At 44.9% G+C, this 14,379-nt stretch carries 11 protein-coding genes and 2 pseudogenes; 11 read left to right on the top strand and 2 right to left on the bottom strand.

Annotated elements, in window-relative coordinates; translation table 11 throughout:
• The first annotated feature begins 241 nt into the window (after nucleotides 1–241).
• The 5 genes and pseudogenes from PM3016_RS06240 (at nucleotide 242) to PM3016_RS06250 (ending at nucleotide 5,966) form a co-directional block, all read left to right on the top strand.
• Nucleotides 242–598: a DoxX family protein gene (locus PM3016_RS06240; protein ID WP_014368787.1), complete on the top strand. Its 357-nt coding sequence runs from the start codon at nucleotides 242–244 to the stop codon at nucleotides 596–598.
• 1,052 nt (nucleotides 599–1,650) lie between these two features.
• Nucleotides 1,651–2,172 (top strand): YoqH family protein, encoded by a 522-nt coding sequence (locus tag PM3016_RS37050; protein WP_081484302.1) that lies wholly within the window; start codon nucleotides 1,651–1,653, stop codon nucleotides 2,170–2,172.
• Nucleotides 2,173–2,369: 197 nt separating this feature from the next.
• Nucleotides 2,370–3,421, top strand: a pseudogene (locus tag PM3016_RS06245) (IS110 family transposase).
• Between the two features lie 532 nt (nucleotides 3,422–3,953).
• Nucleotides 3,954–4,379: a VOC family protein gene (locus tag PM3016_RS37055; protein WP_081484303.1), complete on the top strand. Its 426-nt coding sequence runs from the start codon at nucleotides 3,954–3,956 to the stop codon at nucleotides 4,377–4,379.
• Nucleotides 4,380–4,736: 357 nt separating this feature from the next.
• Nucleotides 4,737–5,966, top strand: a complete 1,230-nt coding sequence (locus PM3016_RS06250) for an MFS transporter (protein ID WP_014368791.1) — start codon at nucleotides 4,737–4,739, stop codon at nucleotides 5,964–5,966.
• Between the two features lie 505 nt (nucleotides 5,967–6,471).
• Here PM3016_RS06250 and PM3016_RS06255 read toward each other — a convergent pair.
• A complete protein-coding gene (locus PM3016_RS06255) occupies nucleotides 6,472–7,749 on the bottom strand; it encodes an IS110 family RNA-guided transposase (RefSeq protein ID WP_014368792.1) in 1,278 nt (425 codons plus the stop codon).
• Nucleotides 7,750–7,985: 236 nt separating this feature from the next.
• Between PM3016_RS06255 and PM3016_RS06260 the strand changes: the two are divergent.
• The 5 genes and pseudogenes from PM3016_RS06260 (at nucleotide 7,986) to PM3016_RS06280 (ending at nucleotide 12,413) form a co-directional block, all read left to right on the top strand.
• Nucleotides 7,986–9,272: pseudogene (locus tag PM3016_RS06260) on the top strand (IS110 family RNA-guided transposase).
• A 479-nt stretch (nucleotides 9,273–9,751) separates the two neighbouring features.
• Nucleotides 9,752–10,156 (top strand): nuclear transport factor 2 family protein, encoded by a 405-nt coding sequence (locus PM3016_RS06265; RefSeq protein ID WP_014368795.1) that lies wholly within the window; start codon nucleotides 9,752–9,754, stop codon nucleotides 10,154–10,156.
• Between the two features lie 245 nt (nucleotides 10,157–10,401).
• On the top strand, nucleotides 10,402–10,959 hold the full coding sequence (locus PM3016_RS06270; protein ID WP_014368796.1) for a GNAT family N-acetyltransferase: 558 nt from the start codon (nucleotides 10,402–10,404) through the stop codon (nucleotides 10,957–10,959).
• Nucleotides 10,960–11,472: 513 nt separating this feature from the next.
• Nucleotides 11,473–11,820: a hypothetical protein gene (locus tag PM3016_RS38020; protein ID WP_148279662.1), complete on the top strand. Its 348-nt coding sequence runs from the start codon at nucleotides 11,473–11,475 to the stop codon at nucleotides 11,818–11,820.
• Nucleotides 11,821–12,056: 236 nt separating this feature from the next.
• Nucleotides 12,057–12,413: a hypothetical protein gene (locus tag PM3016_RS06280; RefSeq protein ID WP_420798967.1), complete on the top strand. Its 357-nt coding sequence runs from the start codon at nucleotides 12,057–12,059 to the stop codon at nucleotides 12,411–12,413.
• 263 nt (nucleotides 12,414–12,676) lie between these two features.
• Here the strand turns inward: PM3016_RS06280 and PM3016_RS06285 are convergent, their stop codons facing one another.
• Nucleotides 12,677–13,528: an SDR family NAD(P)-dependent oxidoreductase gene (locus PM3016_RS06285; RefSeq protein ID WP_014368797.1), complete on the bottom strand. Its 852-nt coding sequence runs from the start codon at nucleotides 13,526–13,528 to the stop codon at nucleotides 12,677–12,679.
• Nucleotides 13,529–13,703: 175 nt separating this feature from the next.
• Here PM3016_RS06285 and PM3016_RS06290 point away from each other — a divergent pair, with 175 nt between their 5' ends.
• Nucleotides 13,704–14,210 carry a MerR family transcriptional regulator gene (locus PM3016_RS06290; RefSeq protein WP_014368798.1) on the top strand — a complete coding sequence of 169 codons (507 nt, stop codon included), beginning with the start codon at nucleotides 13,704–13,706 and terminating at the stop codon, nucleotides 14,208–14,210.
• The last annotated feature ends 169 nt before the right edge of the window (nucleotides 14,211–14,379 follow it).

The following is a 14,379-nucleotide window of genomic DNA, read 5'->3' on the forward strand; positions in this document are numbered from 1 at the left end:
TCGTATGAAACTCAACAAAGGTGACAACGAAGATGTACGAACATGCATGTTGATCATTCGAAAATTTTTCTCACGGAACTGGTCACGTTTCTTTGCTGACTTACGACAAAGTTAGTGACAGGGAAAACGGACGATGAAGATTTCGGAAGAGACCCAGGAAAGAAGGAGCTGATGAATTGAGTGCGTGATCCGTGGTCAAATGAATAATCCTATTTTAATTAAATTAGGGAGGACTTTCTATATGACAATTCTTACGATCATACTGCAAAGCTTATTGATCGCATACTACATCTTTTCGGGGACCGCTAAGATGTTTGGAGTAAAATATTGGACCGATATATTTGAGAACCTTAAACTGCCGAAATGGCTTCTACCCGTAACAGGAGTCGTTCAATTCATCGGTGCCGTAGGGCTTATCGCTGGCTACTGGTATGTCGGAGCACTTACATGGGGCGCTGTTTGGCTTGGCATTACCATGCTGGTGGCGTGCTTCGTACATCTGAGGGCCAAGGACCCATTCGGCAAAACGGTACCTGCACTTGTATTTGCATTTCTTAACATCACCCTCATCGTCATAAATGCAGGAACCGTTATATGAGGTAGAAGTTCTTTGGGGTGGGTTATGAAGTTAAACAAGGTATCATGTTCAGCGTGAGTGTGGGCGTTGTTGTTCGGGTTACGGAGTTTCTATCTTTGCATTGGGCGGAACAGTTGGAAATGGGGGATTCTGGCGTAAGAGATCTGGAAGGGATTCTCACTCAGGATCCGGCCTTCTTATGAGCTTTGCGGGTGCCTGGTAAAAGCTTATGTTGGCATGCTTCAGCCTTAGAATGTAGTAAAAACCATCGTGAAATTGCTCAATGGGGCGTAGTGATTAAAGGTGATATAAAAAGAACTGATTGAAGTAACCGGGAACGATATTCATTGGGACACAAAGGCAGCCGGCCAGTAGACCGGCAGCCTTTTGCCATTAAAGTAACGGGCAGCATAGTTCCAATATGTGGTATTATGGGGAGGAAGGTTGTCCAGGGAAGGAATGATGATTTTGATAGTACTTTTTAAAATGATCGGAGTTGTAATTGTTGGTATCGCCCCTGTATATGAATTTTACAGAAGACGTTTATGGAACAAGCCAAATACTTTTGATACCATGTGACCATGATGACGAAGCTGCTGAAAGATCGGCAGCTTTGTTGCGTTAATTGGCAGGAGAGTTTGAAAAGAATAGTTATAAAAAAGTGGGGTTGACCGAGGGTGTTTATGAAAAGTTTGGCGACTAAAATAAACATATGGTCATTCATATTTATGTTGTTATGCTGGGTAGCCTTCTTTAGTGGATTATCACAAGTTTTTGACCCCCATTACATGATACTTGTTGTTTCTATTGTTGTATTTATACTTAGTGTAGTGGGACTAGGAGGAGTAATTGGCTGGAAGACAGCTTTACTAGCAATAATATCAATCATCGGTTCTATAGCTTTAGTTGTACTCGAATTATGGGTGATATTTATCGGAAGGTTGCTATCTTAGTATCACGATTTACTCTTATCTGTTGTCACTTAACGAAGAACGTTAGAGCAGGTACTCCATTGTCTGTGGAATAAAGCAGTAATACCCAGGGGATTTTACCCTTGAGGTGATGGCATGCGAATGTTGCTTGTTCAGTTTCCTTTGTTATTTTTAGCTATAAATTCGATAGTGGTTCAACCAAAAACACAGCAAGTATCATATCCGTGCAGTGTTGTATTGCTTCCAGCTAAGCATGTGCTTAATACACAAGGAACCGCATTGATCACTAAAGTAAAAAAGCCCTATACTGCCGATCCAACGGGACCTCTAAGAGAACGTCAAAGCGTAGGTATCTATGCTGATTGGATGACAGATCCATCTGCCTACGGTGATTACGACCACTATGTGGGATTAGCCCAAATACCCGGTGTAATCAGTTGGCGATTTAGACTATCTCCAGTTAAGGAGGATTCATCAAGTTTCTTTGGAGGTCATCCTTGGGTGGGTAAATTCGATGAAATTTCCATGGAGATTCCGGTTTATGCGCGAGTGGAGGTTCGACCTTCTAATTCTAAGACCAACGAGCTGGGGCCAGTTATTCTACAAAACTCTTTAGAGTCGTGTAAACACAGAAGCCATTCTGAGGGGAACGTGCTCCGCTAACGGGAGACGTTAGCGCAATAACCAGGGAGCAGATCGCCGCGCGGCAGCTGCTCCCTTCTTCATTGAAGTAACGGGCAGCATTCCTATTATGAGCAAATATCAGGTTTGAGAAATAAAAAGACTCCTTGGTATGATGTTATGGGTCCATGATGCTGGCCAGCGGCCGGATCCCAAAAACAAACCAAGGAGACTACAAGATGAATTTTACTCAAAATGAACGTATTAATCAAATTACTTCTTCTACCTTAATTGTCGGTGTCGACATCGCAAAATTCAATCATGTGGCCCGTGCACAAGACTACCGCGGAGTCGAGTTCGGGAAGGCCCTTACCTTTGAGAATAATCGAGAAGGCTTTACACGATTCTTAGGTTGGTTCCGGAGCTTATGGTCATTACTGGCTTAACCTGGCTTATTACCTACAAGATGAGCAAGTCATGTTTGGTGTCGTGAATCCCTTGCATGTGAAGAAAAGCAAGGAACTCGACGACAACTCACCGACCAAGAATGACATCAAAGATGCAAAAGTGATCGCACAGCTGGTCAAAGATGGGAGATACGCCGTACCTAACCTTCCTCAGGGCGTTTATGCTGCACTGAGGGAAGCGATGAAATTCGCGATTACCTAACCACTGACCTAAGCGTAGTACAAAGCCGTGTCCACAACTGGCTGGATCGTTACTTTCCCGAGTTCTTCACGGTGTTTAAGGACTGGGAATGCAAGTCGGCACGCCAAATGCTAAGCCTAGGTTTACTGCCGCATGAGCTTGTTTCCGTAACGGATGAGGTCCTGCTGCGGCACCTAAGGGAAGCTGCAAAGCGTGGACTTGGACTAGCACGTGTGAGGAGCTTGAAGGACGCTGCCAGCCGTTCTATAGGTATTAAAGAAGGTTCTGAACTGGCTAAAATGGAGCTTCAACTCCTGTTGGCTCAGTATGAACTACTCCAAAGTAAGTTCGAAGAACTGGAAGCAAAGTTGCCCAAATAACGAAGAGAGGAAGGAAGCGTCTGCGGGCCTTGCTTTTCCGCGTGATGATGCCCCTTGTGGCCAAAAAACAAGCATTTAAGGCGCTGCATGAGTATTATACCAAGCGGCAAAGCAACCCTTTGAAGAAAATGCAGTCACTCATTGCGCTTTGCAGTAAACTGATACGTATTCTCTTTGGCATGTTGAAAAAGGGACATGCATTCAATGAAGAAAAGATGATGCAGGATATCCCTCGATTTGCGGAAGTAACGTTAGCAGCATAAGTACAAGCTTTTTCTTAGAAAAGAGACGAAAATAGCAGCAGAACAACAGACAACCAAAGCACGGATGAGTCGGAATAAAACTAACATACGGACGAAGATCCTGTCGGGCAGCAAATCCGACCTCTACCTCATGGACAGGTTGAATGAAGGAAAGTGGGAGCGTAGACTCTGCGAGACATGGGAGGGTTGACCGCCATGAGACCATGTGGAGATCCAAAAGGTGCAACCATACTTTACCATAGTAGCCATTTTTTAAAGAGGATGGTCTAGGTGGAGGCTTTTTTGCACTTAAGAAGTCCCCTAAATTTCTTTATATACAACTTCGTTCCAATTTAATATTGTCTACTGTTAAAGAATAATGGGTCGAAGTCTAAGAAAACGTGAGCATTTAAGAGCTAATGGATTCTCCATAGAGGGAGTAGAGTTACAAATGAAGGAAAATATTAGGTATTATAGAATAAATAATAAAAGAACACAGACCAGTCTAGAACAATCTGATAAATTGAATTAATTTTACTGAGGTGGAGGCCAAATGAATCCAGTTATCGACCACATTCAGATAACAGTTAAAGATATGGGAGTAGCAGAACCTTTCTACGATAAGTTCCTACCACTTTTAGGATTTGATATTAAGAACAAAGTAAGTGCTGTTATAGAAGATCATGATTTTCATGTAGTGGAATATACACATCCGTTACTGGCTTTTGCGATCACTTCACCAAGAAAATCTTTTAAAGAAGATACAATAAATCGAAGGAAACCAGGAGCATTACATCATCTTGCATTTAAAGCGGAGTCTCGTAATGAGGTTGATAGGCTTTCCATTTGTTTGGAAGAGATTGGTGCAAAAGTGTTGAATAAGCCCAAAATATTTACTGAATACGGTCCCAACTACTATGCTATTTTTTTTAAAGATATAGAGGGAATAAAATACGAAATTGTTTGTAATAAACCATGAGAGAATTACAAGCCTTTGAAATATGTGGGTAAACAATCACATGTAGATTTCAATCTTCATTGAAGTAACGGGGAACGATAGCTCAATTAAGGCACCGTGGCAGCCGGCAAAGATGAGTGACGGGCAGATTACGCTAATTGAGTTGTTATAATAAATCATTTGACACAGTGTATAAGTTATTTGTTATGATTGATGAAGGAGGTGTGCACTCATGACTCATTCTATGCGATTGCGATAATTAGGGGAGGTTTGTAAATGTCTCGACCATTTTTTTAATGATAATGGTAGGGTTATTTGTCATTCCAATTTTCCGATTATCCAATAACAATGAATGAGTAAAAGGAGATATAGCCTCTCATGAATACACAATGGAAAAAAACGTTCGCGCTGATTTTCAGCGGACAAATTTTTTCGATCTTAACGTCGTTTATGGTTCAATTTTCTATAATTTGGCATCTAACGAAGACCACTGAATCGGCCTCGGTGTTAATGATTGCCGGGTTAGCCGGATTTCTCCCGCAAGCGCTTCTAGGCCCATTTATCGGCGTCTGGCTCGATCGATGGGATCGCAAGGTTACAATGATGGTTGCAGATAGCGCCATTGCACTCTCCAGCTTGATCTTAGGTGCTTACTTCTTATGGGGGGAGTCGAATGTATGGGTCGTGTATTTGATCCTGCTGATTCGATCAGCTGCTTCATCCTTCCACGCTCCGGCGTTCCAAGCTGCGATCCCATTGATCGCGCCCCAAGATCAGTTAACGCGGGTAGCGGGTTGGCATCAGCTTGTGTTCTCTTCCTCCAGCGTGCTCGGACCTGCGCTTGGAATAGCGGTATACTCGGCAACTTCCCTAGGAACGGTCTTGCTCTTGGATGTCGTAGGCGCTCTGATTGCGAATCTTATGTTGCTCCTGATCAAGATTAATCAACCAAAGCCGGAGAACTCTCAAGCGCCTTCGTTTCGTAAGGAATTTATACTTGGATGGATAACTTTCCTATCTGTAAAGTCGGTTGTCACGATTACAGTCGCTATGGCTGTGTTCAGTGTCGTGTTTATGCCGCTAGCTATGTTGTTTCCCCTGATGACGCTATCTCATTTTGGCCGTGGGGGCTATAGTGCCAGTTTGATCGAGGCGGTATTTGGTATCGGAATGATCCTGGGGGGCGCTATTTTGTCGGCCATTGCTTCCAAATGGAAGGATTCCACGTATATGAGTCTGAGTCTTGTTCTAATAGGGTTCACTTGCGTTCTAAGTGGAGTCATCGGGAGTAATGCGTTTATCGCCTTCATCATCCTCTCCTTCTGTATGGGCGCAGCGGCGCCGCTTTTTAACGGGCCCTACATGGCTATAATTCAGAAATCGTATGAGCCCGAGAAGTTAGGACGAGTGCTCTCATTCGTCACTAGCATCGGGCTGCTGTCTTCCCCGATCGGGCTCGCGTTGGCCGGGCCGATCGTCGATCGTTTCGGAGTGCAGGTGTGGTTTTTTTGGTCAGGGATCGTAGTGATTCTGATCGGGGCATTGATTTTTTTCATGGTTTCAAGAAAAGAAGATATATGTGGCAGACAGGAATCGAATAAGCAATAAATTACTATTCTTTAATTAAAACACTGAAGGGCAGCCTCTAACGGCTGCCCTATTGTGCCTTCAAGAAAAAATCAAATATTTGATACATACTGCCGATGTTCTTTGAGCTCCCTCAAAGAATAAGGATTTTCACACGAATGCTCGCTCATTCGCAGGATTTCACATGGAAGTTTCACATAGGAACTCAGATGAGTGGAGAGTAAGGGCCAGGAAATCCGTTTGAGCGCATGCGGGAACAGAAGGTGTTGATTCATTTTACAACATCTTCCATAAAATAATTCTGCTGCACGCCTCTCTCCACAAGGTCCTTGGGGATTTACTCTCCCAAATCTCGACGGGTCTATGCCCTCACATTCCTTCGTCCTATCTATCCAAGGTGTGGAGTCCGATCAACGTTAACGGAACGGGTCTTTGCCCTAAAGCGTAAAGATCTCGGTACTCCGTGCTTTCTTTGTGAAATCCTGCGAATGAGCCAATCTACGTGTCCGGGTTACAAGTCTTAATTTTAAGCTGCTAATGGTGGCTGGGCCTTATCGGGGGAAAATGCCTGTCCTTCCCTCGCCAAGGCTACAAGGATTCGAGCCAGTTTCCCAATCAACTTCATCATGGACTGCATTTTCGTCATTCGTTTCACTTCGGTATTGTGTACATGCATGGCTTGGAAAGCTCCATTAAAAGATAACAGGTGAAACACAGTGAAGTATAAATGCTTACGTAATAATGAGTTGCCTCGTTTGGTGAGCTTAATTTGTCCCTTATACTTGCCAGAACTTCGTTCTGCTAAGTTCAATCCTGCTTTTCGTAATAACTGCTTCCCGTGAGACAGCTTACGTAAGTCCCCGCCAAATGCTAATATGGCAGCCGTTGCAGGAACGGAGGCACCTACAGATCGAATGAGATCCGAACAAGGTATTTCAGGCAGCGCCTTTTCAATCATCTGGTCTGCTTCATCAATGATTCGGCGTATTCTCTCATATTCCTCAATGAGGTGCCTCAATTCCCATTTGTCTTCTTCAAGGGCACTCGTGTCTCCCACGCTATGTCTGGCAAGTGATTGAAGCTCTAACGCCTTGTTCTTACCGCGCTCACCGCCAGGTCTGGTCATGTACTCACTCCAGATTTGCACCATTTGCTCCGAGGTTAGCTGCAATATGTCAGAAGGGGCTGGAAACCGGCGCAAGGTAGCCAATGAGCGATCACTAAAAATGTCATCAAATGCTTGTCTGTATTCGGGAAAACGGATATCGAGCCAGCGGTGGATTCTGTTTTTAATACGTCCAGATTTAACAACCCAGTGCTCTCTGTTTGTAACCATAACCCGTATACGGCGGAATGCTTCATCCTTTGGAGCAAAGGGCGTGTAAAACCCGCGGCTCACTGCATCGGCAATGACCAAGGCGTCCTTTGGGTCACTCTTGGAAGGAGAGTTATCTCTGTTTTCCTTATTGCGTTTGGTTGTCATTGGATTGACAAGAGCCACATCAATTCCTTGACCCACCAACCAGTTGGCGATATTGAACCAATAATGGCCGGTGCTCTCCATACCCACAACGACGTCATTCATGCCGTGCATCTTCTGTAATTTCCGAATGCTCTGTTCTAAATGCTCGAAACCAGCAAGGTCATTCGAAAATAAAATGGGGCGCTTGGTGAGGACAATTCCTCGAAAATTAATGGCTTGTGCAGCGTGTTTCTCCTTGGCAATGTCAATGCCTATAACCAGAGTGGAAGTAGAGATTCGTTCTACACGTTGATTTTGAGACTTTATTAGATTAGACTTCATGATAACGCCTCCTAAGGTGAGTTCTGAGGGCTGCAACCCAGTACATACTCATCCTAGCGAGGCGTCCATTTTTCTGCAAATCGGATCTCTTAAGACCTACAGGAATGTTAACGGGCAGCATTCCTATTATGAGCAAATACGAGGTTTGAGAAATAAAAAGACTCCTTGGTACGATGTTTACGGGTCCCAGAGCTCGCCAGCGACCGGATCCAAAAACAAACCAAGGAGACTACAAGATGAATTCTACTCAAAATGAACGTATTAATCAAATCACTTCTTCTACCTTAATTGTCGGAGTGGACATCGCAAAATTCAATCATGTGGCCCGGGCACAAGACTACCGCGGAGTCGAGTTCGGAAAGCCAATCACGTTTGGAAACACCCGGGAAGGCTTTGAATTGTTCGTAGGCTGGTACCAAAAGATTGCGACTGCACAAGGGTTCCAGGACGTCATAGTCGGCATGGAGCCGACCGGCCACTACTGGCTAAATCTTGCTCATTACCTAAGGGAGAATCACGTGAAGTACGGTATTGTGAATCCACTGCACGTGAAAAAAAGTAAAGAGCTTGATGACAATTCTCCTTCGAAGAATGACATGAAGGATGCGAAAGTTATTGCACAGCTGGTCAAAGACGGGAGATACGCCATACCCCATCTTCCTCAGGGCATTTATGCTGAACTGAGGGAGGCGATGAAAATTCGCGATCACCTGACCACTGACCTTTGCGTTGTACAAGCACGTGTCCATAACTGGCTGGACCGGTATTTCCCAGAGTTCCTTACGGTATTTAAGGATTGGGAGTGCAAGTCAGCCATCCAAATGCTCAGTCTATATCTACTGCCGCACGAGCTTGCTTGCGTATCGGATGAAACCCTGCTTAAGCACCTGAGAGAAGCCGCAAAGCGTGGGCTGGGTCTAGGCCGCATCCAGATGCTTAAGGCAGCAGCTAGCCGTTCTGTGGGCATATGAGACGGTTCAGAGCTGGCGAAAATGGAGCTAAAGCTGCTGCTAACCCAGCACCAATGGTTCCAAAGCAAACTCGAAGAACTGGAAACGAAATTGGATGGATTACTGACACAGATCCCTTATGTGGAGCAAGTGCTGGCCATTAAAGGAGTTGGCAGAGACACCGTCGCAGGATTTCTTGCTGAGGTAGGCGACATTAGCCAGTATCGCCACCCCAAGCAGATCACGAAGCTCGCTGGATTGAATTTAAAAACAAATTCGTCAGGCACACACAATGGACAAACGAAAATCACGAAGAGAGGCCGCAAGCGCCTACGTGCCTTGCTGTTCAGAGTCATCATGCCATTGGTCTCTAAAAATACAGCCTTCCGAGCCTTGCACCAGTACTACACGAAAAGGTCGGTAAATCCATTGAAAAAGATGCAATCGCTCATCGCTTTATGTAACAAATTGATTCGGATCTTGTTCGGTATATTGAAAAAGGGACATGAATTTAGGGAAGAAAAGATGCTGCAGGATATCCCCCGAATGGCAGAATTACCACAAGCAGCTTAATTATAGCGATTTTTTGGAAGCTTTGCCCTAAGCAATAACAGACAACAAAAGCACGGATGAGTCGGAAAGGCACTATCCATACGGACAAAGATCCTGCCGGGCAGCATATCCGACCTCCACCTCATGGACAGGTTAAATGAAGGAATGTGGGAGCGTAGACTCTGTGAGACGTGGGAGGTTTCACCGCCATGAGCACATGTGGAGATCCAAAGGTGCAACCATACTTTACCAAGGTAGCCATTTTTTAAAGAGGATGGTCTGAGTGGAGACTCCTTTTTGCATCGCTAATCCCATATATTTCTTCGTTTACAACTTGCATCCATATCCATGCTGTCTACTGTGAAGAAAGCTAGGTCAAAGTCTAAGAAAAAGTGAGCATTTTAGAGCAAATGGATTCTCCATAGAGGGAGGATAGTGGGGAGATATGTTAATATTGGATTGTGATGCTTATGCCTATCTCGAAAGGAGATTTATTGAAGATGCTTAGTGCTCAACAGGTGCTATCAAGTTATTTCCAAGCATTAGGAAGCAAACAGATGGATAAAGTGATCGAATTGATTCATGATGAAGCGAAATTTATTATTCTAAAAAAAGAGCCCTCCGATAAGATCCCTTTATACGGTACATTTTATGGTAAAGAAGGTGTTAGAAAATATTTAAACCTCTTAGAAGAAACAGAACAAATAGAACGGTTTACTCTATATAAACTCATCGGTAATCAGGAAGCAGCGTGTGCATGGGGGAATTTCCGCATCAAGGTCAACGTAACCGGTAAAGTATTCGACAGTGATTGGGCAATGGTTTGCGAAGTAGAGCAAGGGAAGATAAAGTTTTTTCAAATCTTTGAAGATACGGCTGCACTAGAAGAAGCGTTTAAATCATAAAAACGTTTGATTTGCTAATGCACGAAGCTGTACTGACTGAGTAACGGATCGGCTCAAGTTATACGTTACGCTATCTGGGAACGTTAGTTGAACTTTGCTCAGCTGTGATTTACGAAAAGCGATCCCCTTGTAGAGAAAGGGAGAGCTCGCTTTTTATGCAACGAATTGCATAGTACGTTTTCCGCCTTTTGTCGTGGTACTCCAATATTGACAGACAGAATTGAATAGAGAAGGGAGATTACACCATGTCGGATGAAATCACAGTGCCCCCCGTCGTCTGGCCACCTGCCCCAATCATGACCGAGCGGCTCGTGCTCCGCCAGTCCGAGGCCCGGGACCGTGCGGCGCTAATCGACCTGTTCGCCTCACCAGAGGTGGGCACCTACGTTGGCGGCTCCCGACCGCGTGACGAGCTCGAGCGCGCGCTGCCCGAGGTGCCCGGGCAGCGCTTCGGCTTCTTCGTGGTCGAGCTCAACGGAACAACAATCGGCATGATCACGCTCGATCGGCGCGGCCCGGAGCGTAAGGGTCACATCCGTCCAGAGGGAGGGGAGCACGGGCTCGGCTACATGTTCTTGCCGCAGGCGTGGGGACGCGGGTACGCCACCGAGGCGTGCGCAGCGGTGCTCGACTGGTTCACCGACGCGCATCCCGGCGAGCCGGTGCTGCTCTCCACCCAGACCGCCAACGAGGCTTCGATGCGCGTCGCTGCGAAGCTGGGGTTCGCCGAGGTGGCGCGGTTCGAGGACTACGGCGCCGAACAGTGGCTCGGCGTATGGTATCCGGGCACGTCGTCCGAATGAGTTCATGCCCGACAGCGCGACGGCTCGCCTAGGCCGCCGATCGGCCATCGGCCTAGGCGAGCCGCTTGTGCCAGTGCTTCCCATCGGTGACAACCGTCCCGACTTCGCTGTCACCGGACGCGCGCCCGTCAGTATTTAGGGATGATTTTGATAAAAATCACTTAAAAATCCAACTTAATAATGTAGCCTTATTTATTGATTAATGGGATGCGTTTAAGCGGAAAGTCTTTTGATGATTTGTTCGTGCTTAATTAAACTAGCGGAGAACGATAGCTCAATAACAACCAACGAAGCTGCCGACACATGATCGGCAGCTTCATTACGTTAACGGGCAGATTAGTTCCAACATGTGGTAAAATATTATAGATACTGGTTTTATGTTTATCGTTCAAATTTGGAGGTGCTTAAAAATTCAAAATAAATATCGTTCTGATTTTAATGTTTTCAATGGTTATTCTGGTTATTTCGGGATGCTCGTCTCAAAAAAATAAAGAGTTCAATCTAGAAAGTAGCATGAATTCGATTATCAGTTATAAATTGAATGAAGTAGAAGATGAGCATACAGAAACGGTTAACCAGTGGTTGGCTAATGCAAAAGAAACAGGAGCAGAAGGACAATACTTTCTATATCAAAATAGCACTAAAGACAATGCATATTCGTATGTGTATAGAAAAGGATATTCTGATTATGAAGTTTCATTTATCTACGATCCAAGTGATTCAACAAACAAGGGAAAAGTCTATGTGAATGGGATTAAGAAGAATTCAAATAACGATACTTTTATACAAATAAAAACAATCAATGACCTCTCACTTCTATTTGTTTTATCCGATGAAAGTTTGCAGAATAAATTGAAATAACGTATACCACTTTATCTTCTTGCTATGATGCATTTTTGAAGGTCAGAATCTGTTGCATCATTAAACTATCTGGGAACGATAGCACAACCATCAGGGAGCAGGTCCCCGCGCGGCAGTTGCTCCCTGCTCGCGTTGAAGTGACGGCAGGTTGTTCCAATATGTAGTATAGTCGATGTGGAAAAAGTGGGGTTTGAGGAGGGTTCGTAGTAGTGGACAAAGACGATATAATTAAACAAATGACAGATTTAGATAAATTAGAATCAATAAAATCATTAAAATCGACAATCAGTAAACTCGAGAGTGCCTTGTCCCAGATGACTCAAAGTGGAACAAATACTACCCTAGTAAAGAAACGACTCAAAGCTGTTTATATCGGCTTAGCCACGCTAGAAAACGTTTGGCTTCAAATACCCCATCATTACACCCAGGAAGATTTAGCAGAAGCCCGCAATGTTATTACTGGTTTATTTCCGTCAATTGAAAACAGTTATGTTAAGTCAAAGGCTGGTAGTCCCCAAAGAACGCTTTTAAAAAGAAGAATTAAAGCGTTGGAAAAAGCTGTTCAAGCTATTGATGACCTTTCCGCCAAATAACTCATAATGTAAACGAAGCTTTAAGAGCAACCTTAATTAACCTTACTGAACAAAAACTAACTGAAGTCCTTTTATTAATATACTTTTGGGAGTTCTAAGCCACCGAAGGTATGAAGGGTTTAACCATCATAAACGCGGCATGGATGGCTATCTGGGAACTATAGCGTAATAGCCAGGGAGCAGGTCGCCGTTGCGGCAACTGCTCCTTCTGTCGTTAAGCTAAAGAGCAGGATAGTGCAGTACCCCCATTCAAGGTCTGGGCTTCAAGACACGAGAAATTCGTGTTCGTAAATCGCTTGAATCCTTTCCAAAACGTCCTGCGCCTGGTCTTTAAATTTTAATTCTGCAACCCGCCCTTTCAGCAAAAACACGCCGCTCTCATGATGGTGTTTCCCGAGAGCCCCTTCATACAGCTTGTTGGCGCCGAGGGTAGGAGGCGAGAAAAATAGCTTCATCAATACTTCAACCAAAACGGGCAGTCCGGATTGTTTCCCTTTTCTTAGCGTATTGTTGCCACCCGGGTCAACGCTACGGATCTTGATGTTGTCCTTGGCGAGCTGCGATGCAATGGCCTGAGTCCACAGCGAAAGAGCTAGCTTTGAGGTCGCGTAAGGACCAAGCAACTTGCGAAAGGTTTTGGGATGCTCCAGGACTTCGATCGAAAACTCTTTTGTAAATTTTAGGGCTGAAGAGGAGGTATTGATTACCGTTTTTAAACGACTGATTTTTAGGAGTTCCTTCAATTCCATCAGAATAATATAAGGAACGACCGTCATCAGCTCATAATGCTTCTCGCGTCCTTGTTTCGAATAGCTCAGCTCGGGAAAGGACCCTCCGGCGTTATTGAATAAAATATCGATCCGCCGCTCCTTGCTTTTGATCTCTTCCAAAGTAAGTCTCAAGCTGGCAAAGTCGGCAAGATCATCCGTTTTATAAATGCGAAGCAATCCGCTCTTGACCGCATTGTGGATGATCATATCGTCGGCAGGAAAGTCAGAACGGTTTACAGCAACCACATGCCAGTTCTCCGACAGTAATTTCCGTGTAAGTTCCAACCCGATTCCGGCGCTTGCGCCTGTAATCAATGCGATATGTTCACGTTGGTACTTGTTCATTGTACATCTCCTTTTGATATCGGGATTTTTGATTCGATAGCGCACATTCTATAACTTGAAGTCGACTCCAAGTCAAGACGCTAAAACAAATCTTTTCTCCAGGGATAAGAGATTTGACTTGGAGCCAGCTTCAAGATGTATAATGCACAATAATCAATCTTAGGGAGGGAACAGGATGAAGGAAGAGCAATGCTTTACAATAAAGCAAACCGCCGAGCAAACCGGAATTACTGAGGATACGATCCGTTATTACGAAAAGATCGCGCTGCTGCCTCGCGCAGAGCGGAAGGATAACGGGCACCGCATCTACCGGCAGGAGGACATCAATACGATCCGGCTGATAGCATGCCTGAAAAAAACGGGGATGCCGCTAGTGGAAATTCGGCCTTTTTTGGCGGTCTCAGCCGATACTGATCCCGCGGAATATCCGGAGCTTGTGGAACTCTTAAGAAGCCATCGTGAAAATATAGTCAGCCAGATCACTTCACTGCAGCAAGTTGTTGATTTTATCGACATGAAGTTGGAGGAGGGGAGATATAGACGAGACTGCTCGGATGAAGGTCTAGACGGCGTAGCAGAGAAAATGTCGGGTGAACCGAAACCAAAGCCTGTCTCACCTGGCGAGATGAGGTATTTTTCTGTAACGGCCAAAGCGGGAAAGTCACAGGCCTCCGTAAGATAAGCTCGTCTTAACAAGGTGGAGCGGCTACTTCCTGCATAAACTGCTGTAGTCCGTTGAGTTTACGGGGAACGTTAGTTGAATGAAGCAATTGGCTGGCGGTTATTAGCCGGCAGCCTTTTTTCCGCTAAGGGAGGATTAAGAACGGAGTTCCATCATATATAGGTCATCA

This window comes from Paenibacillus mucilaginosus 3016 (assembly GCF_000250655.1).
Lineage (GTDB): Bacteria > Bacillota > Bacilli > Paenibacillales > NBRC-103111 > Paenibacillus_G > Paenibacillus_G mucilaginosus.